Origin of the sequence: Pseudomonas sp. TREG-RG-20F-10-E-6-01 (assembly GCF_022662455.1) — a bacterium.
Classification (GTDB): Bacteria; Pseudomonadota; Gammaproteobacteria; order Pseudomonadales; family Pseudomonadaceae; genus Aquipseudomonas.
Map to the genome: position 1 here is coordinate 363175 of NZ_JAKNQP010000006.1, position 26410 is coordinate 389584.

The following is a 26410-nucleotide window of genomic DNA, read 5'->3' on the forward strand; positions in this document are numbered from 1 at the left end:
AGGTCCCGGATAGTTGTGCGACCTTACGTCGCAGTATAGGAAGTGATGACCGGAAAAACTGTAGGGCTTTAGAGCAAATTGCGCTGTAAAGAGTGGCGCTAATCGCGGTGAGGTCTGTCAGTAATGACGCGGTCCACTGTGAAGGTCGGCTTGCCTGCAATAGCGGTGGGCCAGCGAATTTTAATGGTTGTGTGACACCGCCATCGCAGGCAAGCCAGCTCCCACAATGGAACTCGGTCGGTCATGAAGGTAAAATGCCCGGCTTTTCGTCACACACCTCTAGCGGATCCAAGCGCCATGGGCACTCTTACGGTCAACCAGAACAAACTGCAAAAACGCCTGCGTCGCCTGGCCGGTGAAGCGGTCGCCGATTTCAACATGATCGAGGACGGCGACAAGGTCATGGTCTGCCTCTCCGGCGGCAAAGACAGTTACACCATGCTCGACGTGCTGCTGCACCTGCAAAAGGTCGCGCCGATCAAGTTCGAGATCGTCGCTGTCAACATGGACCAGAAACAGCCGGGCTTCCCCGAGCACGTATTGCCTGCCTACCTGAAAGCGCTGGGCATCGAGTACCACATCGTCGAAAAAGACACCTATTCGGTGGTCAAGGAGTTGATCCCCGAAGGCAAGACCACCTGCTCGCTGTGTTCGCGCCTGCGCCGTGGCACGCTCTACACCTTTGCCGATGAGATCGGCGCAACCAAGATGGCCCTCGGTCATCACCGTGATGACATCGTCGAGACGTTCTTCCTCAATATGTTTTTCAACGGCTCCCTCAAGGCCATGCCGCCCAAGCTGCGCGCCGATGACGGCCGCAACGTGGTGATCCGGCCGCTCGCGTATTGCAACGAGAAAGACATCCAGGCCTACTCCGACTTCAAGCAATTCCCGATCATCCCGTGCAACCTGTGCGGCTCCCAGGAAAACCTGCAGCGCCAGGTGGTCAAGGAAATGCTCTTGGACTGGGAGCGCAAGACCCCGGGCCGCACTGAAAGCATCTTCCGCAGCCTGCAGAATGTGATCCCCTCGCAGCTGGCCGACCGCAACCTGTTCGACTTCACCAGCCTGAAAATCGATGAGAGCGCCGCGTCGCGCTTTGTCAATGTTGTGAACCTCTAACACGTTTCAACGCTCTGAAAGACGGCGCTTACGGGCGCCGTCTTCAATTCAATTGCCAGGAGAGGGCATGCGCGATTACAAGTGGCTGCACGAATATTGTCTGAACCGTTTTGGTTCAGCGGCCGAGTTGGAAGCCCACCTGCCTGTGCCCAAGACCCCGGCACAGCTGCGCAAAATCAGTGACGATCGCTACCTGTCGACCCTGGCGCTGCGGGTATTTCGCGCCGGGCTCAAGCACAGCGTGGTGGATGGCAAGTGGCCCGCGTTCGAGCAGGTGTTTTTCGGTTTTGACCCGGAAAAGGTCGTGCTGATGGGCGCCGAACACCTGGAGCGCCTGATGCAGGACGCGCGCATCATTCGTCACCTGGGCAAGCTCAAAAGCGTGCCGCGCAATGCGCAGATGATTTTGGACATTGAGCAGGAAAAGGGCAGCTTCGGCGCGTTTGTTGCCGACTGGCCGGTGACCGATATCGTCGGTCTGTGGAAGTACCTGAGCAAGCACGGCCACCAGTTGGGCGGGCTGTCGGCGCCGCGTTTTTTACGCATGGTGGGCAAGGACACGTTTGTACCGAGCTATGACGTGGTGGCGGCGTTGAATGCGCAGAAGATCGTCGACAAAGTGCCGACCAGCCTGCGGGATTTGGCGACGGTGCAGGGCGCGTTCAACCAATGGCACGCCGAGAGTGGGCGGCCGATGTGTCAGTTGTCGATGATGCTGGCTTACACAGTGAATCATTGAGGCCGAGTTGATCCTATCGCAGGCAAGCCAGCTCCCACATTAGATCAGCGGCGCGGTCAAAATGTGGGACTTGGCTTGCCTGCGATAGCGGTCCTCAAGCCGGCTGCAAATCTGCCGCCAGCCGCCGATTCAACTGATGCCGCCAGCGCACATACAGCAATGCCGTGCAAAACACCGCCAGGCTCGCGAGCATTTCCAGCACCCCGAACCACTGCCGGTTCGGGTCATAGGCCGCCAGCGCGCCCTTGATGAAATACAAGTTCACCACAAAGCACGTCCACGAATGCCCGCGTGCGCTGCCGAGCAGCATGCCCGGCGCCAGCACCAGCAGCGGCACCAGTTCGATCAGCAGAATCACCCACGGGCGGGCGCCGTGCAGGTCGGCGACGAACAGGTAATACCCGCACAGCAACCCCACCAGCCCAAGAAACGCCAGCAGGCTGAGCACGCGTGCGACGTTGACCCGTGGTTCCAGCCACGCCTGGGGCGGCAGGGTCTTAGGCTTTCTGGCCACGGCCGTTCTCCAGCAGCATGGCGGTGGTGGCCAGGCGCAGGCCGAGGGCGCGGCACAGGGTGATTTCGTGTTGGTCGAGCATGCGCTTGCCGTCGGGCCCCGAGTGATGGCTGGCACCGTACGGCGTGCCGCCGCCCTGGGTGTCGAGCAGTGCTTGTTCGCTGTAGGGCAGGCCGGTGATCAACATGCCATGGTGCAGCAATGGCAGCAGCATCGACATCAGTGTGGTTTCCTGGCCGCCGTGCAGGCTGGCCGTGGAGGTGAACACGCCGGCTGGCTTGCCGACGAGGGCGCCGGTCAGCCACAGGTTGCTGGTGCCGTCGAGGAAATACTTGAGCGGCGCGGCCATGTTGCCAAAGCGGGTCGGACTGCCGAGGGCCAGGCCCGAGCAATTTTTCAGGTCATCGAGGCTGGCATACAGCGCGCCTTCGTCGGGAATGCTCGGCGCCACCGCTTCACACTCGGTGGAAATCGCCGGCACGGTGCGCAATCTGGCTTCCATCCCGCCCTGCTCGATACCGCGAGCAATCTGGCGGGCCATTTCGCTCACCGAGCCATTGCGGCTGTAATACAACACCAGCACATACGGCGCGGTCACGGCAGCAGCTCCAGCAGGTTTTCCGGCGGGCGGCCAATGACGGCTTTATCGGCGGTTTCCAGGATCGGGCGTTCCATCAGCTTCGGGTGTTCGGCAATCGCGGCGATCAGTTGCGCCTCGCTGAGGCTGGCGTCGGCCAGGTTGAGGGCTTTGTATTCGTCTTCGCCGGTGCGCAGCAATTGGCGTGCGCTGATGCCCAGCTTGCCCAGCAGGGTCTTCAATTGCGCGGCGTTCAGCGGGGTTTCGAGGTAGCGCACGACGGTGGGTGTGAGGCCGCGAGCTTCCAGCAGTTCGAGCGCACCGCGGGATTTCGAGCAGCGCGGGTTGTGATAAAGCGTCAGATCGGTCATGTGCGGGTCGCATCTTGCGTAAGGTGGCGGGTATTCTACCTGCGCAGCGTCCTGTCCTTAAACCGTAAGAGGCGATAGGTCGCAGCCAACGTTCATTTTTTTGCGAAGGATTACCCCATGACAAGGCGACTGATCGGTGCATTGGCGATCATCACAACCCTGCTGCTCAGCGGCTGCGGTAACGACTACGGCGTTGACCAATACGGTAAGAAGGTCGCGTCAGAACGCTTGGACAAACAGTGGGTGGTGGTCAATTACTGGGCGGAATGGTGTGGCCCGTGCCGCACGGAGATCCCGGAACTCAATGCCTTGGCCGAGCAGCTCAAAGGGCAGAACGTCGGGGTTTTCGGGGTCAACTTTGACAATGTGCAGGGTGAAGAACTCAAGGCCGCCAGCGAGAAGCTGGGGATCAAGTTCACCGTACTGGCGCAGAACCCGGAAGAAATTTTCGATATCCCGCGCAGCGAGGCGTTGCCGGTGACCTACATCATTGATGACAAGGGCAAGGTGCGCGAGCAGTTGATGGGTGAGCAGACGGCGCAAGGCGTGCTCGCCAAGCTCAAAGCCCTACGCGGTTAACTGTGTGGGAGCGGGCTTGCCTGCGATGCAGGCGACCCGGTATGCCTGTGATACCGAGTCGATGCTGTCTCAGGCAAACCAGCTCCCACAGCAAAACCGGTGTGCAATGAAGTCGATCAGCCTTCTTCAAGCCATAGCCGAATAGGCTTGCCTTCGGCCGGCCAGAAACGCGTCTGCTCAATCGGCGAAATATCCCAACGCTCGACGCCTTGCAGGGCCTGGAAGAAGCGGTGCTCCTGTTCCATCAAGGCCTCGGCGCAGAGTTTGCGAGTGCTGCCGATCTTGCCGAAGTTCAGCTTGTCACCCTCAACGGTGTACGGCGCAAACCAGTGGTTGCAACCGCCATTGCCGTAGGCGCGACCATCGGCGCCAAGGGTGACGGTCAGGTGCGCGTAATCCATCAGCGGCCGTTCACCAATCCATTCCACCACGTAGCTGTGATCTTGCTTGAGCTTCACCGCATCGCCGGCGCAGCCGGTCAGGCCCATGCCGACGGCCGCGAGCAGCAGCAGGCCTTTCATTGCGCGGCCTGCTGGCATTTAGGGCAACGGTGCTTGTCGCCTTCGCTGGCCCAGCCCAATGCCTTGATGCGCGCGTTGGCGGCAGGTTGCAGCGGCTCTTTGGTCAGCTTGGTTTCTACCGCGAATTCAAATTCCAGCACGGTGTCGCAGCTGTCGCAGTTGACCTTCCAGGTATGAATCTCCAGCTCGCCGAATTTCGGCCCCTGGGCCATGGCGACCCATTGGCCTGCCGGGCGGATGGAGTAGCGCGCATCACCTTCGACGGTCAGGCGCATCGACAGGGTTTTACTGCCACGCAGGGTGACGATCAGCACGTCGCCGTGTTTGATCGAACCACCGTTGCCGGTGACTTGATAACGGCCCGGCACCAGGGCGCGGCATTCGATCAGGGTGTGTTGCGGGCTCAGCAAGCTGAAGCGGAAATCGTGTTCGGCCATGGATCCTCCAAATAGGCGCGGCATCCTATCACGGGTGCCGGCCTATCATGAGCCTGGTATGTGACCGCCGATCATCCTTCGACCAGGTTCTGCGGCTGGCCTTTGGCCCACGCGGCAATATTGCCCAATGTGGTGCTGGCGATGGCCGCCAGGGCCTCGCGGGTGAGAAATGCCTGGTGCGCGGTGATGATCACGGTGGGGAACGTCAACAGGCGTGCGAGCACGTCGTCTTGCAGCGGCAGGTCGGAGCGGTCTTCGAAAAACAGCTGGGCCTCTTCTTCATACACATCCAGCCCCAGGTAGCCGAGTTGGCCGTCCTTGAGGGCTTCGATCAGCGCCGGCGTGTCCACCAGCCCGCCACGGCCGGTGTTGATCAGCATTGCGCCGCGCTGCATCTGCGCCAGGGAGCGGGCGTTGATCAGGTGTTTGCTGTCGGCGGTCAGCGGGCAATGCAGGCTGATGATCTGCGCGTGCGCCAGCAGCTCGGGCAGGCTCACATAACGTGCGCCAAGGGCCTGCACCTGTGGGTTGGGGAAAGGGTCACAGGCCAGCAATTGGCAGCCGAAGCCGGCCATTATCTTGGCGAACGTGGCGCCGATCTGCCCGGTGCCGACCACGCCGACGGTCTTGCCCACCAGGTCGAAACCGGTCAGCCCATGCAAGCTGAAATCGCCATCGCGGGTGCGGTTGTAGGCCCGATGCAGGCGGCGGTTAAGGGCGAGAATCAGCGCCACGGCATGCTCGGCCACCGCGTGGGGCGAGTAGGCCGGCACCCGCACGATGGTCAGGCCCAGGCGCTGGGCGGCGGGCAGGTCGACATGGTTGTAACCGGCCGAGCGCAGGGCAATCAGGCGCGTGCCGCCTGCGGCCAGTTGCTCCAGCACCGGGGCGCTGAGGTCGTCATTGATAAACGCGCAAACCACTTCGTGGTGTTCGGCCAGGGCCACGGTGTCGAGGTTGAGTCGCGCAGGCTGAAATTGCAGCTCAAGGCCGGCCGGCAGTGGCTCGCCAAGAAAGCTGTCGCGGTCGTAGGTCTGGCTGCTGAAAAGAATGACGCGCATCAAAAAAGCTCCCTGCAAGTTGCGAGTTGCAAACGCAGACCCTTGAAGGCAGGAGCAAACCCGCGCCGCAAGCGCCCGCGCTTATAAAATAAACTCAGGCGCTGACGCGCGCCTCGCTGGCCAGGCGGGCAATCGCCATGTCCAGTTCATCCAGGGCCGCCATGGCCTTGGCGTCATCCTGCTTGAGCAAGGTCTCCGCGCGTTGGCAGGCGGCGCGCAATTGCGGCACGCCGCAGTAGCGGGTGGCGCCGTGCAGCCGGTGGACGCGCTCGATCAGGGCATTGTTGTCTTTGGCTTCGCGGGCGACGGTGATCGCCAGGCGGTCGGCTTCCAAAGAGGCCAGCAGCATGGCGAGCATGTCGGCGGCCAGATCGGCCTTGTTGGCCGCCAGACGCAGGCCTTCCTCATGGTCCAGTACCAGCAGTTTCACGCCTGTGCCCGAACTGTCGCTGGTGCGTTCCGGGCCTTGGTTGCGCAGGGCCAGGCCGGTCCACTTCAGCACCACTTGGGCTAGTTGGCGTTCGCTGATGGGTTTGGTCAGATAGTCGTCCATGCCGCTTTGCAGCAGCGCGCGTTTTTCGTTGGCCATGGCGTGGGCGGTGAGGGCCACCACCGGCAATGGCGTGCCGTGGCGCTCGCTTTCCCATTGGCGGATAGCCTCGGTGCTTTGGCGGCCGTCCATGCCGGGCATTTGTACGTCCATCAGCACCAGGTCGAACGTTTCCTGTTTCACCGCGTCAATGGCGGCATAACCGCTTTCTACTGCCTGCACCTTGGCGCCCATGTCTTCGAGCAGGGTTTGGACCAGCAGCAGGTTTGCCGGGTTGTCATCCACGCAGAGCACGCGCGGCGCGCGGCTGGACAGCGGCTCGCCGGGTTCGCTGCGCAAGGGGCGCGGGCTGATCAGGTCGGCCAGTGCGCGGCGCAATTTGCGCGTGCAGGCCGGTTTGGCCTGCAACTGGCTGTTGGGGTTGGGCACCGATTGATTGAACAGCATCTGTTCGGTGGTTGGGCACAGCACCAGCACTTTACAGCCCAGGTGTTCCAGGTCCCACAAATGCTGGTTGAGGCGTTCGGGCGGAATATCATTGGCCGTGACGCCGAGCACGGCAAGGTCGATGGCCTGCTCGGTCTGATGCGCGCTGGTGATGCCGTTGGTCAGGCTTTCCAGGGTGTTGAACGGTGTCACTTCCAGGCCGCAATCTTCCAGTTGGTGTTGCAGGGCCTGGCGCGCCAGCTCGTGGTTTTCCAGCACCGCCACGCGACGCCCCAGCAGTGGCGCGCTGGGCAGATCGTCGACGTCATCGCGGGTTTTCGGCAGGTTGAGGCTGATCCAGAATTCAGAGCCTTCGCCCGGCGTGCTGTCGACGCCGATCTCACCGCCCATCTGCTCGATCAGTCGTTTCGAGATCACCAGGCCCAAGCCGGTACCGCCCGGTTGCCGCGACAGGGAGTTATCGGCCTGGCTGAACGCCTGGAACAGTGCGCGCACGTCCTGGTTGGACAGGCCGATGCCGGTGTCTTGCACACTGATACGCAGTTGCACGCTGTCCTCCTGTTCGTCCTCGACCATCGCGCGGGCAACGATAGTGCCTTCGCGGGTGAACTTGATCGCATTGCTGATCAGGTTGGTGAGGATCTGCTTGAGCCGCAACGGGTCGCCGACCAGCGCCAACGGGGTGTCGCGGTACACCAGGCTGACCAGTTCCAGCTGCTTGGCATGGGCGGCGGGCGCGAGGATGGTCAGGGTGTCTTGCAGCAAATCGCGCAGGTTGAACGGCACGCTGTCGAGCACCAGCTTGCCGGCCTCGATTTTCGAGAAGTCGAGAATTTCGTTGATGATGCCCAACAGGTTGTCGGCGGACTTTTCGATGGTGCCCAGGTAATCCAGTTGGCGCGGCGACAGTTCGCTTTTTTGCAATAGGTGGGTGAAACCGAGAATGCCATTGAGCGGGGTGCGGATCTCATGGCTCATATTGGCCAGGAACTCCGACTTGATACGGCTGGCCTCCAGGGCCTCTTTGCGCGCCAGGTCCAGCTCGATGTTCTGGATTTCAATGGTTTCCAGGTTTTGGCGCACGTCTTCGGTGGCCTGGTCGATGCTGTGTTGCAACTCTTCCTGGGCATTTTGCAGGGTTTCGGCCATGCGATTGATGCCCGAGGCCAGCTGGTCCAGCTCCTGGCTGCCCAGGGGTGGCAAGCGGGTTTCCAGGTTGCCGTCCTTGAGTTGGGCCACGGCCAGCTTGATCTGGCCAATCGGTGAGTTGATCGTGCGGCTGATCCGCAGCGCGAGCGCGGCGGTGCAGATCAGGCCGATGGCAATCAATAGCAAGCTGGCGAACAGGCTGCGGTAGCCACGCAGCAGCATGCCATTGTGCGACAGCTCTACCTCGACCCAGCCCAGCAAACGGTCGGCTTCATCGGGGATCAGCTCGCCGGCGAGGTTGCGGTGGCGGCCAAATACCGGCAGCAGGTAACGCGTGGCGTCATTGCCGGTGCGCTGCAGCAGGTGGGAGCTGTTACCGACGGGCGGCTGGTTGAGCATGGTCGGGCCGGCGTGCGCCAGCGGCGAGCGGTCTGGCGCCAGAAACGACACGGCACGCACGTCCGGTTGTTCCAGCGACTGGGTAGCGATGCGTTCCAGCAGGTCGGTGTTCTTGCTACTCAGGGCCGGGGCAACCAGCGGCGCCAATTGCTCGGCAATCATTTCGCCACGTTGCAGCAATTGGGTTTGCAACTCCGAGAGCTGCATCCAGGTGAAATACCCCCCCAACAACAGGGCCATCAGGCTGGTCGGTAATAAGGTCAGCAACAGTACGCGGCCTTTTATCCCCATTCTTCTAAGCACGCCACTCTCCTGCTACCACATTGTTTTCGATTATCTGCGCGGGCATCCGGCCCACGCCACTTGCGCAGTGTAGCCATTTGCGCGGCCTGGAATCTCGCAAATTAATGACATACCGCAATCTTCGGGCCATTGAGAGCCGGGCGGCGATTGCCTGGGGCAGTTTAATCTTGAATAATCAGCGATTGAGAATGACTTGCAGACGCTAATGACTCCCGCAGCTGGCTCACCCAGTATCCTGACGATCGAAGACGACCCTGTGCTGGGTGCTTATGTGCATGAGCATCTGGGCCGCTGTGGCTTCCAGGTGACTTGGTGCCAGAATGGCCAGCAAGGTCTGCAAATGGCCCGCGACCAGGCGTTCGACGTGGTGTTGATGGATATCCTGTTGCCCGGGATGGACGGGTTGTCGATCCTCACCCACCTGCGCCAGAGCCATGCGATCCCGGTGATCCTGATGTCGGCGCTGGGCGCAGAAGCCGACCGTATCAGTGGCTTTCGCCTCGGTGCGGATGACTATCTGCCCAAGCCATTCAGCATGATCGAGCTGCGGGTGCGCATTGAAGCCATCTTGCGCCGCGTGGCCCTGGACCGGCGCCCGCTGCCCACGCCTCTGGCGGTGCGCGACAACAGTCGCACGCTGCGCTTTGACGACGAGCTGTGCGACGTCTTCTATCAGGCGCACTGTGCCGGGCTGACCCGCAGCGAATACCGTCTGCTGGAAACCCTGCACCGCAATGCTGACGAAGTGTTCAGCAAGGCCTTCCTCTATCAGCATGTGTTGCAGCGCGGTTATGCGCCCCACGACCGCAGTCTGGACATGCATGTCAGCCAGATTCGCCGCAAGCTCAAGGCCATCGGCTACAGCGAGTGTGAAGTGCGCACGGTGTGGGGCAAGGGTTACGTACTGAGCGGCCATGATGAAGGGCTTTGAGCAGTTGCCGGGCAAGCATTCGTTATTCTGGAAACTGGCCTGCCTGCTGATCGCTTTCTGTTTGCTGATGATTTGGCTCAGTTGGTCCTGGGGCCGCTACATGGAAGAGCAGAATGCCTACGTGGCCGAGGAGTCGCGCGAGATTCTGCGGGGTTATGCCGCGGGCGCCGAACTGGCCTGGAGTACCCAGGGCAGGGTAGGTGTGGATGCCTGGTTAGCGCTTATGGCCAGGCGTGAAGCCACGTGGATCGGTGTGATCGGCAACGACTTGCAGTCTCTGAGCAGTACGCCACTGAGTGACAAAGAAAGCCAGCGCCTGACCTTTCTGCGCGGGTTGGAGTGGCCGGTCAGCCGGCATGTCAAAGGCCTGCCGTGGATGAAAATCCCGTTTCCGGTCGACCCAGGCGCGGGTTCGCTGGTGATTGAGCTGCCCCAACGTTTCATGCCGGGGCGCTACCAACTGTTTTGGCGCGTGGTGACCAATGGCGTGATCCCCGGCCTGTTTACGCTGTTGCTGTGTATTGGGCTTTATCGGCTTTTGATCATGCCCCTCAATCAATTGCGTGAGCAGGCCAATGCCTGGCGCGCCGATCAATTGAATACGCGCATGTCGCGTGAGGCCACCAGCCGTCAGGACGAGCTGGGCGAACTGGGCCGGGCCTTTGACCATATGTCCGAGCGCTTGCAGGGCACGGTGGTGTTGCAGCAACAACTGTTGCGGGACATGTCCCACGAGCTGCGCACTCCGTTGAGCCGTTTGCGCGTGGCCTGCGACAGTGAACAGGATTTGACGCAGTTGCGTGAGCGCCTGGGCCGGGAAATCGATGCCATGCAGCGTCTGGTGGAAGACAGCCTGCAGCTAGCCTGGTTGGACAGCGAACGCACGCCGTTGCCCAATGAAGATATTCAACTCCCGGCCCTGTGGGACATGCTGAGGGAAAACGCCTGCTTTGAAAGTGATTGGCCGGCGTCGCGTTTACCCTGCCGGTTGCCCGCAGACTGCTGGGTACAGGGCAACCTGAACGCGCTGGCTCAGGCGCTGGAAAACATCCTGCGTAACGCCATTCGGCATTCTCCCCCGCATGGGCGGGTGCAGCTTGATGGCTGTCGAGACGCTGATTACTGGCATATCTGGCTCCAGGATCAGGGCGCCGGCATTGATGAGCGTGACCTGGAGCGTATTTTTGCGCCGTTCACACGCTTGGAAGGGTCACGGCCCGGTGATGGCGGTTTCGGTCTGGGCCTGAGCATCGCCCGTAATGCCGTGCAGCGTCAGGGCGGGCGTTTGTGGGCGGAAAATACCGGGCAAGGCCTGCGTGTGCATTTGCGTCTGCTGGCGCGTTAGCTTTTTCACGCGCGACGCTGTTTGCGCTTCTTCCACTGATGCGCGACCCACCAACGCCAATAGCCCATGGTCAGGCAATAGGCCAGCGCGCCCAATACCAGCCCCACGACCACCGATCCCAACAGGAATGGCTGCCACAGCGTGCTCAACTGGCCGCTGATCCACTCCCAGGTGAGGTTGTCCGGCAGGCTGCGCGGCGGCACGTTCATCAGCCAGGCACCGGTCAGGTAAGTGCAGATAAATACCACCGGCATGGTGATCGGGTTGGTCAGCCACACCAGGCTGACGGCGATAGGCATATTGCCGCGCACCACAATCGCCAGGATCGCGGCCAACAACATCTGCAGCGGAATCGGGATGAATGCCGCGAACAGGCCCACCGCCATGGCACGCGCAACGGAGTGCCGGTTCAGGTGCCAGAGGTTGGGGTCATGCAGCAACGTGCCGAGAAATCGTAAAGACTTGTGTTCCCTGATACTCGTGGGATCGGGCATGTACCGTTTGAATAAGCGCCGGGGCATAAGGGGTCCAGGTCAGTTCGAGGGGCAAGTATGCCCGCATTCTATAAACAGAAAATTCAGACTTTGTGACAAAACATCATCGGCAGCGCTGGGCGAGCGACTAAGACTGAGTGGATCACTTGCAAGGGATGATTCATGAAAATCGGCATGTTTGCGCTCGGACTTGGCCTGCTTTCGTTGCGACTTTTACCCGCACTGCCGCCTACCGGATGGCTACTGGCCATTTGGGTGATTGCGTTGATGTTGTTGCCTTTTCGCACCTATCCGGTGGCCTTTTTCCTGTTCGGATTGGGCTGGGCGTGCCTGAGCGCGCAGTGGGCCTTGGACGACCGTCTGAAGCCGGCGCTGGATGGCCAGACGCGTTGGGTAGAAGGCCGCGTGACCGGCCTGCCGCAGCAGACAAGCACTGGCGTACGGTTTGAACTGACCGACAGCCGGTCACGCACAGCCCGCTTACCCAAGCGCATTCGGGTGTCCTGGCACGGTGGCCCGCCAGTAAAGAGTGGTGAGCGTTGGCGCCTGGCGATCACCTTGAAGCGTCCCGCGGGGCTGCTCAATTTTCACGGTTTTGACCACGAAGCCTGGCTGCTGGCCCAGCGCATCGGCGCCACGGGATCGGTCAAGGACGGCCAGCGGCTGGCGCCAGCCCGCAATGCCTGGCGCGATGCTGTCCGCCAACGCTTGGCGGCGGTGGACGCCCAAGGGCGCGAGGCGGGTTTGGCGGCGCTGGTATTGGGCGATGGCTCCGGGCTGGCTGCCGGGGACTGGCAGGTATTGCAGGACACCGGAACCGTGCACCTGCTGGTGATCTCCGGCCAGCACATCGGCTTGCTGGCGGGGTTGATCTACGGCCTGGTGGCCGGGCTTGCGCGCCACGGCTGTTGGCCGCGAGCCTTGCCGTGGCTGCCATGGGCGTGTGGCCTGGCCTTTGCCGCCGCGCTGGGTTACGGCCTGTTGGCTGGGTTTGGTGTGCCGGTACAACGGGCCTGTGTGATGGTCGGCCTGGTATTGCTGTGGCGTCTGCGTTTCCGGCATTTGGGGATCTGGTGGCCACTGTTGTTGGCGCTCGACGCCGTGCTGGTGCTGGAGCCGTTGGCGAGTTTGCAGCCGGGGTTCTGGTTGTCGTTCGCGGCCGTCGCGGTGCTGGTACTGGCGTTCAGCGGGCGCCTGGGTCCATGGAGTCTGTGGCACGCATGGACGCGTCCACAGTGGTTGATTGCCATCGGTTTGTTTCCGCTCCTGCTGGTGCTTGGGTTGCCTGTAAGCCTGAGTGCGCCAGTGACCAATCTGTTTGCCGTGCCATGGATCAGCCTGGTGGTATTGCCATTGGCCCTGCTGGGGACTGCGCTGCTGGCGATTCCGTTTGTGGGTGAAAGCTTGCTGTGGTTGGCCGGCGGCGCACTTGATGGGCTTTTCAGGGGGCTGACGCTGCTGGCGAGCCAGCAGCCAGCCTGGATACCGGTCGAGGTGCCCCTGGTGTATTGGTGTGTAAGCCTGGTGGGCGCGGTGTTGTTGCTGCTGCCCCAAGGCGTGCCGTTCCGGCTGCTGGGCTGGCCAATGCTGTTGCTGGCGGTCTTTCCACCCAGGCAGGCCGTGCCTTTTGGGCGGGTGGAAGTGGTGCAACTGGACGTCGGCCAGGGGCAGGCGCTGATCCTGCGCACGCGCCATCACACCTTGCTTTACGATGCGGGGCCGCGTTCCGGCGAGTTTGATCTTGGCGCGCGCGTGGTGCTGCCCGCGTTGAAAAAACTCGGGGTCGACACCCTGGACCTGCTGGTGATCAGCCATGCTCACGCGGATCACGCGGGCGGTGCGCCAGCCGTTGCCCAAGGGCTTGCAGTCCAGCGGGTGATCGGAGGAGAAACCCAAGGCTTGCCGGCATTGCTCGATACTCAACCCTGCGTCAGTGGCGAGCAGTGGGAGTGGGACGGTGTAGCGTTTGAACTGTGGCAGTGGCCTGGCGCCACTAGCAGCAACCCGAAATCCTGTGTGTTGGGTGTAAAGGCCAACGGCGAACGCCTGCTGTTGACCGGCGATATCGATCGCGCTGCCGAACGGGCTTTCCTCGCGTCACCCCTGGCGGTACGAACCGATTGGCTGCATACGCCGCATCATGGCAGTCGCAGTTCTTCATCCTGGCCCTTGCTGGAACAGCTGGCGCCCAAATCGGTCCTGATCTCACGGGGGCGTGGCAACGCGTTCGGTCATCCGCACCCGCAAGTGCTGGCGCGTTATCAGGCGTTGGGCAGTCGCGTGTACGACAGCGCCGAGCAAGGCGCCGTGCGTGTGCAATTGGGCGCCTTTGAACCACCTGAAGTTGCGCGCAGTCAACGCCGCTTCTGGCGTGAAGCGTTACCCTAAATCAACGTCGCCCAAGACCCAGGCCCGCGACGGGCGGGCCGGTGGCTGACGAGCCCCGCTGACGAACCTATATGGTAAAGTGGCGCACTTTTTCGAGGGGACATTCACTGTGTGGGAATTGGTCAAATCCGGCGGCTGGATGATGTTGCCGATCATCTTGAGCTCCATCGCCGCACTCGGCATCGTCGCCGAACGCCTGTGGACCCTGCGTGCCAGCCGCATCACGCCCGAGCATTTGCTGGGGCAGGTGTGGGGCTGGATCAAAAACAAACAACTGGATAAAGACAAACTCAAGGAATTGCGCGCCAACTCCCCCTTGGGTGAAATCCTGGCTGCCGGCCTTGCCAACTCCAAACATGGTCGCGAGATCATGAAAGAGTGCATTGAGGAAGCCGCCGCCCGGGTCATCCATGAGATGGAGCGCTATATCAATGCGCTGGGCACCATCGCGGCCATGGCGCCATTGCTGGGCCTGTTGGGTACGGTGTTGGGCATGATTGATATTTTCAGCTCATTCATGGGCTCAGGCATGACCACTAATGCCGCGGTATTGGCAGGCGGTATCTCCAAAGCCCTGATTACCACGGCTGCGGGCCTGATGGTCGGTATTCCCTCGGTGTTTTTCCACCGTTTCCTGCAACGCCGCATCGATGAACTCGTGGTAGGCATGGAGCAGGAAGCCATCAAACTGGTGGAAGTGGTGCAGGGCGATCGTGATGTCGATTTTGTCGAGGGCCGGGTGTGAAATTTCGCCGCAAGCAACGGGAAAACGTTGATATCAACCTCGCGTCGCTGATTGACGTGGTGTTCATCCTGCTGCTGTTCTTCGTCGTCACCACCACGTTCACCCGGCAAACCCAGCTGCGTGTCGACTTGCCGGAAGCGGTGAGCGGTTCGCCGGCCGAGGACCAGGACGCCAAGCAACTGGATATTGCCATCAGCGCCGACGGGGTGTTTTCGGTGAATAACCAATTGCTTGAGAAAAATGACCTCACCAGCCTGATGGACGCCTTGCAGAAAGAATCCGGCGGCGATACCAACATGCCGCTTTCGATCAGTGCAGACGGCAAAACCCAGCATCAAGCCGTGATCACCGCGATGGATGCCGCCGGCAAGCTCGGCTTCACCCATCTGCGCATGACCACCGTAGAGGCGGCGGCCCAACCCTGATGGCCATGTCCGATCGTTTTCTCAAGGCCTGGTACGAAGGCCACCCGGCACTCACGCTGCTGCGGCCGCTGGAGTCTTTGTATCGGCGTGTGGTGCAGCGCAAACGTGCGCGTTTTCTCGCGGGTGAGGGCGCGATCTATCAATCGCCAGTACCGGTGGTGGTGGTCGGTAATATCACTGTGGGCGGAACGGGCAAAACGCCGCTGATTCTGTGGCTTATCGATCACTGCCGGCGCAGTGGTTTGCGGGTAGGGGTGGTCAGTCGCGGTTACGGTGCCAAACCGCCGCAGTTGCCGTGGCGGGTCGAGGCCAGCCACAGCCCTGAAGTGGCCGGTGACGAGCCGTTGCTGATCGTGCAGCGCAGCGGCGTCCCGCTGATGATTGACCCAGACCGCAGTCGCGCGGTGAAAGCGCTGCTGGCCAGCGAGCCGCTTGACCTGATTCTTTCCGACGACGGTCTGCAGCATTACCGCCTGGCCCGTGACCTTGAACTGGTGTTGATCGATGCCGCCCGTGGCCTCGGCAACCGTCGTTGCTTGCCGGCCGGACCTTTGCGCGAGCCGGTCGAGCGCCTGCAGAGCGTTGATGCGCTGCTCTATAACGGTGCCGCGTCCGATCGCGAGGATGGCTTCGCCTTCCGTCTCCAACCCACGGCACTGATCAATTTGAAAACCGGTGAGCGCCAGCCCGCCGATTATTTTCCGGTAGGCCAACAGGTCCATGCGGTCGCGGGTATTGGCAACCCGCAGCGTTTCTTCACTACCCTTGAAACGCTACACTGGCGGCCGATACCGCATGCGTTTGCCGACCACGCGCCCTACAGCGCCGACGTCTTGAATTTTACGCCGGCATTGCCGTTGGTCATGACCGAAAAGGACGCGGTGAAGTGCCGCGCCTTTGCCCGTCCCGACTGGTGGTACCTTGCAGTGGATGCGCTGCCGTCACCGGCGTTTGTCGCCTGGTTCGACACGCAACTGATGCGCTTGCTGCCCGCCCGACTCTTGCCTTAAATCGCTTTTACCCAGGAAACGCTCATGGACACCAAACTGCTCGACATCCTCGCTTGCCCGATCTGCAAAGGCCCGCTCAAGCTCAGCGCCGACAAAACCGAGCTGATCAGCAAAGGCGCCGGCCTGGCGTACCCGATCCGTGATGGCATCCCGGTGATGCTGGAGAGCGAAGCCCGTACCTTGACCACCGATGAGCGTCTGGATAAATGACCACCGCCTTTACCGTTGTCATTCCTTCGCGCTATGCATCGACCCGCTTGCCGGGTAAGCCGCTGCAATTGATCGGCAACAAGCCGATGATCCAGCTGGTGTGGGAGCAGGCCTGCAAAAGCAGCGCCGAACGGGTCGTGGTGGCCACCGATGACCCGCGCATCATCGAGGCCTGCAAAGGTTTTGGCGCCGAAGCGGTGTTGACCCGCGAAGACCACAATTCCGGCACCGACCGCCTGGCCGAAGTCGCCACGCAGCTGGGCTTGGCGGCGGATGCAATTGTGGTCAACGTGCAGGGCGACGAGCCATTGATCCCGCCGAGCGTGATCGATCAGGTCGCCGCCAACCTGGCTGCCCATGGCGAAGCGCGCATGGCGACCCTGGCGGAGCCTATCGAAGACATCGACACGCTGTTCAACCCGAACGTGGTCAAGGTGGTCAGCGACATCAATGGGCTGGCGCTGACATTCAGTCGCGCGACCCTGCCTTGGGCGCGCGACGCGTTTGCCAGGAGCCGCGACGTCTTGCCGGAGGGCGTGCCGTACCGCCGCCACATCGGTATCTATGCCTATCGCGCCGGTTTCCTGCATGACTTTGTCAGCTGGGGCCCGTGCTGGTTGGAAAACACCGAGTCTCTGGAGCAACTGCGTGCCTTGTGGCACGGCGTGCGTATCCATGTGGGCGACGCGCTGGAAGCACCGCCGGCCGGCGTCGATACCCACGAAGACCTTGAGCGCGTCCGTCGCCTGCTGGGGGCCTGATGGAGGTTCTGTTTGTCTGCCTGGGCAACATCTGCCGTTCGCCGACCGCCGAGGGCGTATTGCGCCGTAAACTGCGCGAAGCGGGCTTGGCAGGCCAGGTCGAAGTGGCGTCTGCGGGCACCGGTGATTGGCATGTCGGCAACCCGCCGGACCAGCGTAGCCAGCGTGCGGCATTGGTGCGCGGGTATGATCTGTCGGCTCAGCGTGCCCAACAGGTCTCGCGTGCCGACTTTGCACGTTATGACCTGATCCTGGCTATGGACCACAGCAACCTGCGCAACCTTAAGGCGCTGCACCCCGGGCAGGGTAAAGCGGAGCTGGACTTGTTCCTGCGCCGTTTTGAGTCTGAAGTAGACGAGGTGCCAGACCCTTACTACGAAGGTGAACAAGGCTTTGAACGGGTTCTTGACCTGATCGAGCGCGCCTGTGATTTATTGGTAATCGAATTGAAGGGGCGGTTATGACCTTGCAGGTGCTTGCGCAGGTATCGCTCAAGCCATTCAACAGCTTTGGCATCGACGTACGCGCCCAATTGTTTGCCGAGGCCCATAGTGATGCCGATGTCCGCGAAGCCCTGGCTTACGCGGCTGCGCACGCAGTGCCGCTGCTGGTGATCGGTGGCGGCAGCAACTTATTGCTGACCCAGGACATTCAAGCATTGGTGTTGCGCATGGCGACCCAGGGCATTCGCGTGTTGCAGGATGATGGGCAGCAGGTGGTGGTCGAAGCTGAGGCGGGCGAAGCGTGGCACCCGTTTGTACTGTGGACCCTGGAGCACGGTTTCTGCGGTCTGGAAAACCTCAGCCTGATCCCCGGCACCGTCGGGGCTGCGCCGATGCAGAACATTGGTGCCTATGGTGTAGAGATCAAGGATGTGTTTGCCGGCTTGACCGCTCTGGATCGCCAAACGGGCGAGCTGCGCGATTTCAGCCTGCAAGAGTGCAACTTCGCTTACCGCGACAGCCTGTTCAAACACCAAACCGGGCGCTGGTTGATTCTGCGCGTGCGTTTTGCCTTGAGTCGCACCAGTCACCTGAAGCTCGGCTACGGCCCGGTGCAGCAGCGCCTGGCCGGGCAGGGGATCACCGAGGCGACGCCCAGCGACGTCAGCCGCGCAATCTGCAGCATTCGCCGGGAAAAACTGCCGGACCCGGCCGAGCTGGGTAATGCCGGGAGCTTTTTCAAGAACCCGCTGGTGTCCCAAGCGCTGGCCGCAGAGCTACAGGCGCTGTACCCGGACCTGGTGGCTTACCCGCAAGCTGACGGGCAGATGAAGCTCGCGGCCGGCTGGCTGATCGATAAGGCCGGCTGGAAGGGCTTTCGTGATGGCGATGCGGGCGTACATAAGATGCAGGCACTGGTGCTGGTCAACTATGGTGGGGCGACAGGGCACGATATTGCCGACCTGGCGCTGCGTATCCAGCAGGACATTGCTGAACGCTTCAAGGTTGAGCTGGAAATGGAACCTAATCGGTATTGAACCGTTAGAAACAAAAATGCCCCGCATCTTTCGATGCGGGGCATTTTTTATGGCGCTAGTAATCAGTCATCACGGCCCATGATGCCGAAGATCTGCAACAGGCTGATGAACAGGTTGTAGATCGATACATACAGGCTGATGGTCGCCATGATGTAGTTGCGCTCACCGCCGTGGATGATGGCGCTGGTCTGGAACAGGATGCATACAGAGGAGAACAGCACAAACCCTGCGCTGATCGCCAACTGCAAGCCGCTGATCTGGAAGAACATGCCTGCGACCACTGCTGCCAGCAACACGAAGAAGCCAGCGGTGATGAAGCCGCCCAGGAAGCTCATGTCCTTGCGGCTGATCAGCACGTAGGCCGACAGACCACCAAAGACCAGGGCCGTCATGGCAAACGCCGAGCTGACCACTTCCGCGCCGCCGGCCATGCCGAGGTAACGGTTAAGGATCGGGCCGAGGATAAAGCCCATGAAACCCGTCAAGGCAAACGCCGACACCAGACCCCAGGCCGAGTCACGCAGCTTGTTGGTCAGGAAAAACAGACCGTAGAAACCGATCAACACGACAAAGATGTTCGGGTAGCCAACGCGCATTTGCTGCGCTACATACGCCATTACGCCGCTGAATGCGAGGGTAAGGGCGAGCAAGCCGTACGTATTGCGCAACACGCGGCTGACTTCAAGCTGCTCAGCCTGCGCGTTACCATTCACTGCGTAATTCTGTTCGCGCATGGCGACACTCCTTCAGTTTTGAAACGTTCAGTCGCAAAGATCATAACAGACGCTCTGTAACAAGCGATGCCGAGAGTTTGACAGTGTGTTTCATTCGGGTATTATGGCGCCCGCTGACACGGGATGGGCTACTATAATCCTGTGATGCGAAAGGGAAATTGGCAGAGTGGTTGAATGCACCGGTCTTGAAAACCGGCGAACGTTAATAGCGTTCCCAGGGTTCGAATCCCTGGTTTCCCGCCAAGATTTACACAAAAGCCTCGCAAAAGCGGGGCTTTTGCGTTTCCGGGGTTTGAGAAGAAAAGTGGCGCGAACAACAGGCGTTCCGAAACTTTCGGGCAGGAGTTCCGAAACTTCGCTTATTTAGAGGGCTTGGCGGTCGCGCCGATCCTCCTGTAAACCCTCTTCGTGATCTCCTGTTTACTGTGCCCGAGCAGTAGGCTTGCATCACCGATATCGAGGATTTCCGAGGCCGCTTTAGGCCGGATGTCACGAAACTGAAACCCGCCTATCTTCGCCGCGAGCAATGGGTCTCCCTGATCAATTGCTTTCTGTTGCGCCTTCTCACGCGCTCTGTCCCAGCGCAAGCGCAACATCCCCTTCGTCATTCTCTTACCATGCTTGTTGATCAGCAGGTATTTTGAAGAGTGGTGCGCATTCCTCTCTGTGATTTCCTTAATCAACCGCCCTAAGCTGTTTTCCCCGACCTCCGTGCGCATCGAGATCCGCAGTTTTAGGCCGGTCTTGCCCTGCGTCACCAGGAAGTAATCCCCCTCTGTATCGTCGCTGCGCATGATGATCACGTCAGCAGGTCGCTGGCCGGTCAAATAGCCGAGATCCATCGCTTCCTTGAGCTCAGGCTCTGCCATCCCGTAGACCGCATCCCATACCACCGCATTGGCGTAATAGTCGCGGGGAGTCTCCTTGTTTTTTCTGATCCCCTGACATGGGTTTTCCCGTTCGGTCAGCCCCCATTCCCGCGCCATGTTGAATACGTGGGAGAGTAGGGCGATTTCGCGGTTCGCCCTGACCTTTGCCGAGCGCGCATCGCGATAACCCGCGATGTTGGCGGGAGTTATAGAGTCGATGGGCGCGCTGTCGAAGGTGGGACGCAGCTGTTTTAGTTCGGCCAGGTTGTCTTTCTGGGTCCGCTCCCCCTTTTTTGGGATGACGTCGCGCACATATCGGTCGAAGATGCCCTTCATCGTTGTCAGATCGGCCGGCTTTTCTTTGGCCTCCAGTTCGGCCCACTTCAGGCGGGCTTTGCTCAGGTCTGTTCCAAGCGGGATCTCTTTTCCCGCTGAGTCACGGTAGTAGTAACCGATCCAGACCTTGCCATTTTTCCTTGGGCGCTTACGCCGCACCATTCCTGGCGGCAAGTCCCTGTTTTCCGTTTTCCGGGGGCGCATATCAGTTCACTCTGGAGAAATCTGGCGTCCAAGCCGGTCGCGTGGACGGCGGGATTGGATCTGCGATTGCGGCGTTAACCATGCCAAGCTTCATCCGCGCGAACATCCGGCCAACCAGCGGCCGGCCGCCGCGACTCTCGATGAAAACCCAGTTGCGATCCTGAAGCCATTTGCGCTGATCAGATCGACGCTTGTAGCCGGTAAGGTCGGCGAGTTCATCGTCCGACAGGATCTCTGCTTGCATGCCTACCTCCCGCCGCCCGCGGTGGGCCGCGCTGTCTTGATGATGTGGATGACCATGCCGCAAGTGATTAGCAGCCAGATGCAGGTGCCTACAAAGGCACCGAGGATATCTGCCGTTTCGCCATCCATGAGCAGGCAGGGGCCGATCCAAAAGAACCAGCAGGCCGTGGCTGACACGTAGAGCAGAGCGCCCAGCATCAGCAGGGTGAGTTTCGTTGCGTACATGGGGTGTCCTTGCCGCGCTGGGCGGCAGAAGGTGGGTTAGGTCGTGGCGTTCTTGATTGCGGCTCGAGCGTCGAACATGGCGTAGTACAGGCGATGGAATATCGCGCAACTCGGGTCTTCGTGATCGTCGCCGCCGTGCTCAAAGATTCCGTCGATGGTGCCGCTATAGTTGCTGGCGATCTGTTCGCACTCACCAGCAATCTGGGTCAGCGCAGAAAGTGCTTTGAGTAGGCGCTCGCCCTCCTGTGCCAGCCTTTCTATTTCATCGAGCGCCTGCTGGTGCAGGGTCATGTCTATAATCAAGGACTGCGCAGTGCAGCCCTGGAACTTCTGAATTCGTTTTTGCAGTCGGACGGCCAGCGGCCGCCCATCGAGTGCGTGACCCATAGGAATACCTCGCCCGCCGCTCACCGGCAGGCATGTAGGGGGATTGGGGTTACAGCGCCATTTCGGCCTGGGTTTCTCGCTGCCAGATCGGGGAACTGTTGTGCGACTCGATGCGATCGGCGATGACATTGGCGCGCTGGCCGGCGGTCGGAGGGGCATACATGCCGAACCTGCTGATGCCGCCGCCGTTCACGGTAGCGTTCGTTGAGTCTGCAGAGGCCAGGGGTAAATGCTGGAATATCGCCGGGTCGAGCATGCGCAGTCCGTGGAGCTTGCAGGATGGGCGGCCATGCTCATCGCAGATGGAATTCATCGCCGCACCCATTCGCTTCCACCATTGGCCGGTGCCTGGACTTGACCATTGTCCCGAACTTCCGATAGCCACGGTCTGCCAGCCAGCAGCAAGGCGCTGTAGGCGATCAAGCGATTCGTGCAGGTGCCAGACAGGAACGCCCCGCAACTCCTTCGGCCATTCTGACAGGAGCGCAACATTCGCAGTCTCGTCGCCGTCAATTACATCAGGGATCAAGGCCCAATCGAAGCCAGGGTGTCGATGCCACTGCTCAACCCATCGGGTATAACCGTCGACATCCAGTGTTCCGCCCTTGGTCCAGATCGAATATGCACCGTTGTCGAACACGAATGACTGGCAGACATCTGCGACAATTCCCACGTCATCCTGACGTGGAAACGGCACCAGTGCATGACGGCCGGCCAGAAACTTTGCAGCATCCTCGCGCTTACCGCCAACCGGCGTGCCGTGGTAGTGGTTCATCCGCTGAGCCTCACCGTTTCGATTTCGACTCCCTGGTGCGTGGCGATAATGGTCTGATCGCCGCCCAAGGATTCCGCCAGGCTGTCGGCAATCTGTTCATGCCAGCCTTTGGTGATCAGCGCTGTCGTCGCCTTGATGTGCTCGACGCGAATCATGGCGCTCGAGCGCAATTCTAGCCGGTAGAGGATCGTTTCGCCGTCGGAAGGGCATACGGCTGCGAAGGTGTGTCGATAGGTATTCATGGCCTCGGCCCCTTGTAGATGAAGACGTAGGCGAACCAGAGGGTGGCGATCATGGCGTCACCTCGTCAGGTTTGTATTTGGTGAGCCGCCATTTGGTGTTGTTGCTCTGGCCGTGGTCCGACTCGACCAAGCCTTCGCGCTTCATCAGCTCCAGTTCGCGGCGGACCTGCTTGGTGGTGAATGGCTCGATGTGGAACCGAAACCACCAGGTGCAGAACCAGCTATCGCGGGATCCGCCGGCGCCGCTCATGTACGTGGTGATGCGCTGGCGCAGGCTTGATTCACTTTCTTCAGGCATGACTTTGTCCTTGCCGCTATAGCGGCTGACTGTGAAGGGGAGGGGTTAATTAATGACCATTGGTCGGATGTGCGGAACCTTCGGCGCCATACGTATCTATCCACCGGCATTGGTGTAATCTTGAGCGACACACATCTAATGAGGCCGGACCATGCGTACCCGCGGTCAGATCTACTGGAATTGGGCCGATCCTGAATTGCATTGCCGCAATCACGATGAGCGACTTCCATCTGGCATCTTGCTGAACATCCAAGTCCGACTGTCAAAGACCAATCAGACCCAGTTATTCGTTGGTATTTACGGACAGACTGGAATGATGATTTTTGAAGATAGTTTTCTTGATCGCCCTGGGCAGACGATGTCCCAGGCTCTGGTCTGGGGCTTGGATTTTGCTCGCGAGAGAGTTTCGCAGTCCGTACCCAACCTTGCTTCTCCCCCAAAAGAGCGACGTCAAAGGTCGTTCTAGCTTCGAATTCAACCGCTTATCAACTGATGTGAATCTTTCGAGCGACTGACTTGTCACTCTTTTGGATCCAAAATGAATCAGATTCGTTATGAGTCCCACTTGGATTAGCCTCTGAGGAAAGCGGGATGGAAGACGTTCGATTCAAATACCACGAGTTGCTCGTAGAACTCGATGCTGCCACTAGCAAAATGATGATGTTGGTGTCGGCTGGGCAGATGACCGGGCCTGAGTGGCTGGAGTCTGCTCAGAAGCATCATTACGCCTATGAAGCGTGGAGACATTTCCTCAGGGCTGTTCCAGCAGCTTCGGACAGTCGCCATTAGTCAGCAGGTGCTCTCCTGAAATATGCAGGTTTCGCGAGAGGAGTACGGATGTACTCCTATGCTGCTTCGGATTGTCTCTCGGCGGCGCGCCATGGATCGTTGGCCAGTGCCAGCGCGGCCATCGGCGGCGGGCTGACGCTGTTGCCACACATGTGCACCTGCTGAGTTTTGGTGAACGGCTTACCATCGGCACCGTGGCTGATGATGTAGTCGGCGGGAAAGCCCTGTGCCTTGTACAGCTCGGACGGCTTCAGCATCCGCAGGCAGATGTCGACGATCACATAGGGCGTTCCCTTGACCATCACGGTGACTATGGCCAAGCGGTCCTTGGTGGTTATCGTCGGCGCCGGCGAGTCGCATGCGCTGATGTTCTCGGTACCGTAGTAGCTGATCAGGAAGGCGGCGACGCGAAGGGCACCGGCTTCGTGCTCAGGCGATAACGTGAGCGACACCAGCGAGCTCTTGCCACCGCCGCAGGCTGTAATGGTCGGCGCCGGTTCTTCCTGGCCCTGGCCAATGCTTCCGCCGAATGCCCGCTCCATGAATGCGCTGACCAACCCGTGGTGCTGGCCGCTGGCGGTGATGGTGTGCAGTGGATCATTTACGTCCCGTGCATCGCAGTTGCCGCGCATGTGCACCAGGTTTGCTGCAACCAATGCGTGGTGTTGACCGGTGGTCACCGTCGGCACTGGCCCGGCAAGATCGCTGGGAGCATGGCCCGTGGTGTTCGTGATCAAAGTCGCGCTGACCAACTGCTGCTGGCTGCCGGTGTTTGTCACCGTGGTCATCGGTTCTTCGGTGCTCTTGGCGACCGTGGTGTTGAAGCCGCCATTCATCTGGGCCATGAACACCGTGGATATGCCCATGGCGTGGGCTGCGCCGGCCGGGCGCTGATAGTTGCCACCGCTGGTGATGGTCGGCAGTGGCTCGTCCAGCGCCTTGCTCGCGTCATCGAGGCGGAACTTCACTAGGTGCGCCGCTGCGATCGCGCGGTGGTTCTGGGTCGTGACCGTACCGGTCGGCTGGTCGACGCTCACCGGCTTACCGGAATACTCGGGGCCGCCGGCCCCGATCATCAACGGGCTGATCAGCGTCAGCTCGCCGCGGTTTGCGCAGGTCACCGTCGGTAACGGGTCGAGCGGTTCGTTGATTCGGTCGCTGCCCTGGTGCGTTGCCGGTGCGATGATCGGGCTGACCACCGAGAAGGCGCCGCCCTTCGGGTAGGAAGTGACTGTGCGCAGCGGCTCATCGGCTGACTGCACTGCCTCGCCGGACCAGTTGGCAATCGGCACAATGAACGGCTCCGCGCTATCGATGACGAATTTCTTCATGCCCTTGGCAACGCGGCGCAGGGTGGCCGGGGCCAGGTCCTTCTTGCGACCGAAGATGCTTTTGCCCAGGTCGGTGAAGTCGATGCAGTCAGCGGCCGTTTTCCACTTTTGTTGGCCCCTGGCGGGGTTCTTTGCGTGAGTCGCTTCCGGCCACACAATCGGCTGGCCGTCGCACCGGGCGATCATGAACAGGCGTTCCCGGCTGGTCGGCGCGCCGAAGTCGCAGGCCTTGATGACCTTCCACTCAACGACATAGCCCATAGCTTCGAGTAGGGCCACGAAACGGCGCCACGTCTTGCCGCGCTGTTTCGGGTCAGGGATCAGGAATTGCTGGCCCACAGGGACCACCTCACCAGGTGCGGCAATCTCGCCGCCGAGCTTGACCACGCGGCCGGTCGCCTTGTCGCGCTTGGCGATCAACCGGCCCCATTGCAGGATCTGTTTCACGTTCTCCAGGCTGATGACCCTGGGCCGCTTCATGCCTGCCCACTTGAGGCCGATCCACGACAGGCTGCGGATCTCACGTTTCCGCGGCTGGCCGGCTGAGGCCTGGGTAAAGTGCGTGCAGTCCGGTGACATGTGGAACCAGCCGACAGGCTTGCCGCCGCACTCGGTGTCAGGGTCACCCTCGAACACGTCGGTGGTGAAGTGCTGTGCGCCTGGGTGGTTCATGGTGTGCATGCTGATCGCTTGCGGGCTGTGGTTCTTCGCCACGTTCACAGCGCGGCCCAGGCCCATTTCCAAGCCGGTACCGGCACCGCCGCCGCCACAGAAGAAGTCGACAACGATCTCATCGTCCTGAGGGTTGAAGCCGAGTCCGTATTGGGTTTTGAAATCGAAGGGGTGTTTCTTCTGTTGTGCGGACATAGAGGTGCCTCGTCGCTAAACGGCTACAGTGATTTAGGGGGTTACGTTGGAGGAATGCGTGATGCTGGAAGGTCCAGACGATTCGGAGCGAATCGCTGAGTTTTACGAGTACATCCGAGTTGGCGGCGCCAGGGAGGCTTTCGCGTTACTGGTTGGCACCTTCACCTGCCTGAAAAGTGTCAGTTGCAGTACGGCTAAGCAGGGAAAAGTCCGCTCTGTTGCTGTTCGCCAAGGTGGTGCGTGGTGTTTTTCGATCATGCCGTCACGCAAGAGGCTGCTTTTTCATTGGCGGCCGCCAGTTGTTGACCGGTATCGAACTCAGATAGCGGCCACAAAGGCACTCTTCCCAGAAAGCTTCACCGACAACTCACACAAAGACGCTGAGCATTGGGCAATCAGCATTCAATCGATAGAAGACGCGATGCGATTGTTGCTCATATTGGACGTCAACTGATCATCGCCGGCTGGCGTGATTTGTTGATATGGGGTATTAGGTAGGGTCATTTTGAGCGCTATTAGGGACAAGTCATGCAGGCACCAACGGATAATCTG

At 60.5% G+C, this 26410-nt stretch carries 32 protein-coding genes and 1 tRNA gene; 16 read left to right on the forward strand and 17 right to left on the reverse strand.

The window, feature by feature from the left end; genetic code table 11:
- Positions 1-297 precede the first annotated feature (297 nt).
- The gene (ttcA, locus tag L8K08_RS19715) at positions 298-1122 is read left to right on the forward strand and encodes a tRNA 2-thiocytidine(32) synthetase TtcA (RefSeq protein WP_242199481.1); all 825 of its coding nucleotides are present in this window, start codon (positions 298-300) and stop codon (positions 1120-1122) included.
- Between the two features lie 67 nt (positions 1123-1189).
- Positions 1190-1861 carry a DNA-3-methyladenine glycosylase I gene (locus tag L8K08_RS19720; protein ID WP_179608636.1) on the forward strand — a complete coding sequence of 224 codons (672 nt, stop codon included), beginning with the start codon at positions 1190-1192 and terminating at the stop codon, positions 1859-1861.
- Between the two features lie 94 nt (positions 1862-1955).
- On the opposite strand, the gene L8K08_RS19725 is transcribed toward L8K08_RS19720, so the two are convergent.
- Genes L8K08_RS19725 through arsC form a run of 3 tightly spaced genes read right to left on the reverse strand, consistent with a single transcriptional unit; the run spans position 1956 to position 3323 of the window.
- Complete coding sequence (locus L8K08_RS19725) at positions 1956-2375, reverse strand: DUF2069 domain-containing protein (RefSeq protein WP_242199482.1); 420 nt, start codon at positions 2373-2375, stop codon at positions 1956-1958.
- Positions 2359-2973 carry an NAD(P)H:quinone oxidoreductase gene (gene wrbA / locus L8K08_RS19730; protein WP_106579842.1) on the reverse strand — a complete coding sequence of 205 codons (615 nt, stop codon included), beginning with the start codon at positions 2971-2973 and terminating at the stop codon, positions 2359-2361. Before wrbA ends, L8K08_RS19725 begins: the two co-directional genes overlap by 17 nt.
- Positions 2970-3323 carry an arsenate reductase (glutaredoxin) gene (arsC, locus tag L8K08_RS19735; RefSeq protein ID WP_145164734.1) on the reverse strand — a complete coding sequence of 118 codons (354 nt, stop codon included), beginning with the start codon at positions 3321-3323 and terminating at the stop codon, positions 2970-2972. Before arsC ends, wrbA begins: the two co-directional genes overlap by 4 nt.
- A 117-nt stretch (positions 3324-3440) precedes the next feature.
- On the opposite strand from arsC, the gene L8K08_RS19740 reads away from it, so the two are divergent.
- Positions 3441-3902: a TlpA disulfide reductase family protein gene (locus L8K08_RS19740; protein ID WP_197628999.1), complete on the forward strand. Its 462-nt coding sequence runs from the start codon at positions 3441-3443 to the stop codon at positions 3900-3902.
- A gap of 116 nt (positions 3903-4018) precedes the next feature.
- Here L8K08_RS19740 and L8K08_RS19745 read toward each other — a convergent pair whose 3' ends face one another.
- The 4 genes from L8K08_RS19745 to L8K08_RS19760 form a co-directional block, all read right to left on the reverse strand.
- Positions 4019-4423 carry an META domain-containing protein gene (locus tag L8K08_RS19745; RefSeq protein WP_145164738.1) on the reverse strand — a complete coding sequence of 135 codons (405 nt, stop codon included), beginning with the start codon at positions 4421-4423 and terminating at the stop codon, positions 4019-4021.
- The gene (locus L8K08_RS19750; protein WP_106579838.1) at positions 4420-4860 is read right to left on the reverse strand and encodes a hypothetical protein; all 441 of its coding nucleotides are present in this window, start codon (positions 4858-4860) and stop codon (positions 4420-4422) included. Before L8K08_RS19750 ends, L8K08_RS19745 begins: the two co-directional genes overlap by 4 nt.
- Before the next feature lie 71 nt (positions 4861-4931).
- Entirely contained in the window at positions 4932-5921 is a 990-nt protein-coding gene (locus L8K08_RS19755) for a 2-hydroxyacid dehydrogenase (RefSeq protein ID WP_242199484.1), read from the reverse strand.
- A 94-nt stretch (positions 5922-6015) separates the two neighbouring features.
- The gene (locus L8K08_RS19760; RefSeq protein WP_145164741.1) at positions 6016-8769 is read right to left on the reverse strand and encodes a response regulator; all 2754 of its coding nucleotides are present in this window, start codon (positions 8767-8769) and stop codon (positions 6016-6018) included.
- 205 nt (positions 8770-8974) lie between these two features.
- Between L8K08_RS19760 and L8K08_RS19765 the strand changes: the two genes are divergently transcribed.
- Positions 8975-9700, forward strand: a complete 726-nt coding sequence (locus tag L8K08_RS19765; protein WP_242199487.1) for a response regulator transcription factor — start codon at positions 8975-8977, stop codon at positions 9698-9700.
- Entirely contained in the window at positions 9687-11045 is a 1359-nt protein-coding gene (locus tag L8K08_RS19770; RefSeq protein ID WP_242199531.1) for a sensor histidine kinase, read from the forward strand. The genes L8K08_RS19765 and L8K08_RS19770 overlap by 14 nt, the downstream gene beginning before the upstream one ends.
- Positions 11046-11050: 5 nt before the next feature.
- Here L8K08_RS19770 and L8K08_RS19775 read toward each other — a convergent pair whose 3' ends face one another.
- Positions 11051-11566 carry a DUF2062 domain-containing protein gene (locus L8K08_RS19775; RefSeq protein WP_145164745.1) on the reverse strand — a complete coding sequence of 172 codons (516 nt, stop codon included), beginning with the start codon at positions 11564-11566 and terminating at the stop codon, positions 11051-11053.
- 135 nt (positions 11567-11701) lie between these two features.
- Here L8K08_RS19775 and L8K08_RS19780 point away from each other — a divergent pair, with 135 nt between their 5' ends.
- From L8K08_RS19780 to murB, 8 genes are all read left to right on the forward strand, one after another.
- Positions 11702-13927, forward strand: a complete 2226-nt coding sequence (locus L8K08_RS19780) for a DNA internalization-related competence protein ComEC/Rec2 (protein WP_242199490.1) — start codon at positions 11702-11704, stop codon at positions 13925-13927.
- Between the two features lie 109 nt (positions 13928-14036).
- Positions 14037-14672, forward strand: coding sequence for a MotA/TolQ/ExbB proton channel family protein (locus L8K08_RS19785; protein WP_106579832.1), 636 nt, complete (start codon positions 14037-14039; stop codon positions 14670-14672).
- Positions 14669-15097, forward strand: a complete 429-nt coding sequence (locus L8K08_RS19790; RefSeq protein WP_106579831.1) for a biopolymer transporter ExbD — start codon at positions 14669-14671, stop codon at positions 15095-15097. The genes L8K08_RS19785 and L8K08_RS19790 overlap by 4 nt, the downstream gene beginning before the upstream one ends.
- On the forward strand, positions 15097-16107 hold the full coding sequence (lpxK, locus tag L8K08_RS19795; protein ID WP_242199493.1) for a tetraacyldisaccharide 4'-kinase: 1011 nt from the start codon (positions 15097-15099) through the stop codon (positions 16105-16107). The genes L8K08_RS19790 and lpxK overlap by 1 nt, the downstream gene beginning before the upstream one ends.
- Positions 16108-16131: 24 nt before the next feature.
- Positions 16132-16317 (forward strand): Trm112 family protein, encoded by a 186-nt coding sequence (locus L8K08_RS19800; protein ID WP_003174668.1) that lies wholly within the window; start codon positions 16132-16134, stop codon positions 16315-16317.
- Entirely contained in the window at positions 16314-17078 is a 765-nt protein-coding gene (gene kdsB / locus L8K08_RS19805) for a 3-deoxy-manno-octulosonate cytidylyltransferase (protein ID WP_242199494.1), read from the forward strand. Before L8K08_RS19800 ends, kdsB begins: the two co-directional genes overlap by 4 nt.
- The gene (locus tag L8K08_RS19810) at positions 17078-17542 is read left to right on the forward strand and encodes a low molecular weight protein-tyrosine-phosphatase (protein WP_242199496.1); all 465 of its coding nucleotides are present in this window, start codon (positions 17078-17080) and stop codon (positions 17540-17542) included. The genes kdsB and L8K08_RS19810 overlap by 1 nt, the downstream gene beginning before the upstream one ends.
- The gene (gene murB / locus L8K08_RS19815; protein WP_242199498.1) at positions 17539-18558 is read left to right on the forward strand and encodes a UDP-N-acetylmuramate dehydrogenase; all 1020 of its coding nucleotides are present in this window, start codon (positions 17539-17541) and stop codon (positions 18556-18558) included. The genes L8K08_RS19810 and murB overlap by 4 nt, the downstream gene beginning before the upstream one ends.
- Before the next feature lie 62 nt (positions 18559-18620).
- Here the strand turns inward: murB and L8K08_RS19820 are convergent, their stop codons facing one another.
- The gene (locus L8K08_RS19820; protein ID WP_060755618.1) at positions 18621-19292 is read right to left on the reverse strand and encodes a Bax inhibitor-1/YccA family protein; all 672 of its coding nucleotides are present in this window, start codon (positions 19290-19292) and stop codon (positions 18621-18623) included.
- Between the two features lie 152 nt (positions 19293-19444).
- Between L8K08_RS19820 and L8K08_RS19825 the strand changes: the two genes are divergently transcribed.
- A tRNA-Ser gene (locus L8K08_RS19825) sits at positions 19445-19535 on the forward strand.
- Positions 19536-19651: 116 nt separating this feature from the next.
- On the opposite strand, the gene L8K08_RS19830 is transcribed toward L8K08_RS19825, so the two are convergent.
- From L8K08_RS19830 to L8K08_RS19860, 7 genes are read right to left on the reverse strand one after another with little or no spacing between them, the layout of a single operon-like run.
- Positions 19652-20701 carry a tyrosine-type recombinase/integrase gene (locus tag L8K08_RS19830; RefSeq protein ID WP_242199501.1) on the reverse strand — a complete coding sequence of 350 codons (1050 nt, stop codon included), beginning with the start codon at positions 20699-20701 and terminating at the stop codon, positions 19652-19654.
- Position 20702: 1 nt separating this feature from the next.
- Positions 20703-20945, reverse strand: a complete 243-nt coding sequence (locus L8K08_RS19835) for a DUF4224 domain-containing protein (protein ID WP_242199503.1) — start codon at positions 20943-20945, stop codon at positions 20703-20705.
- Positions 20946-20947: 2 nt separating this feature from the next.
- On the reverse strand, positions 20948-21169 hold the full coding sequence (locus tag L8K08_RS19840; protein WP_242199505.1) for a hypothetical protein: 222 nt from the start codon (positions 21167-21169) through the stop codon (positions 20948-20950).
- Between the two features lie 36 nt (positions 21170-21205).
- Positions 21206-21556: a hypothetical protein gene (locus L8K08_RS19845; RefSeq protein ID WP_242199507.1), complete on the reverse strand. Its 351-nt coding sequence runs from the start codon at positions 21554-21556 to the stop codon at positions 21206-21208.
- A 49-nt stretch (positions 21557-21605) separates the two neighbouring features.
- Positions 21606-22331, reverse strand: coding sequence for a hypothetical protein (locus L8K08_RS19850; protein ID WP_242199509.1), 726 nt, complete (start codon positions 22329-22331; stop codon positions 21606-21608).
- Complete coding sequence (locus tag L8K08_RS19855; protein WP_169918285.1) at positions 22328-22573, reverse strand: hypothetical protein; 246 nt, start codon at positions 22571-22573, stop codon at positions 22328-22330. Before L8K08_RS19855 ends, L8K08_RS19850 begins: the two co-directional genes overlap by 4 nt.
- Positions 22574-22622: 49 nt before the next feature.
- A complete protein-coding gene (locus L8K08_RS19860; protein ID WP_242199511.1) occupies positions 22623-22871 on the reverse strand; it encodes a hypothetical protein in 249 nt (82 codons plus the stop codon).
- Positions 22872-23022: 151 nt separating this feature from the next.
- On the opposite strand from L8K08_RS19860, the gene L8K08_RS19865 reads away from it, so the two are divergent.
- The gene (locus L8K08_RS19865; protein ID WP_242199513.1) at positions 23023-23337 is read left to right on the forward strand and encodes a hypothetical protein; all 315 of its coding nucleotides are present in this window, start codon (positions 23023-23025) and stop codon (positions 23335-23337) included.
- A 379-nt stretch (positions 23338-23716) separates the two neighbouring features.
- Here the strand turns inward: L8K08_RS19865 and L8K08_RS19875 are convergent, their stop codons facing one another.
- The gene (locus L8K08_RS19875; RefSeq protein WP_242199517.1) at positions 23717-25858 is read right to left on the reverse strand and encodes a DNA cytosine methyltransferase; all 2142 of its coding nucleotides are present in this window, start codon (positions 25856-25858) and stop codon (positions 23717-23719) included.
- A gap of 61 nt (positions 25859-25919) precedes the next feature.
- Here L8K08_RS19875 and L8K08_RS19880 point away from each other — a divergent pair, with 61 nt between their 5' ends.
- Entirely contained in the window at positions 25920-26312 is a 393-nt protein-coding gene (locus L8K08_RS19880) for a hypothetical protein (RefSeq protein ID WP_242199519.1), read from the forward strand.
- Positions 26313-26410 lie beyond the last annotated feature (98 nt).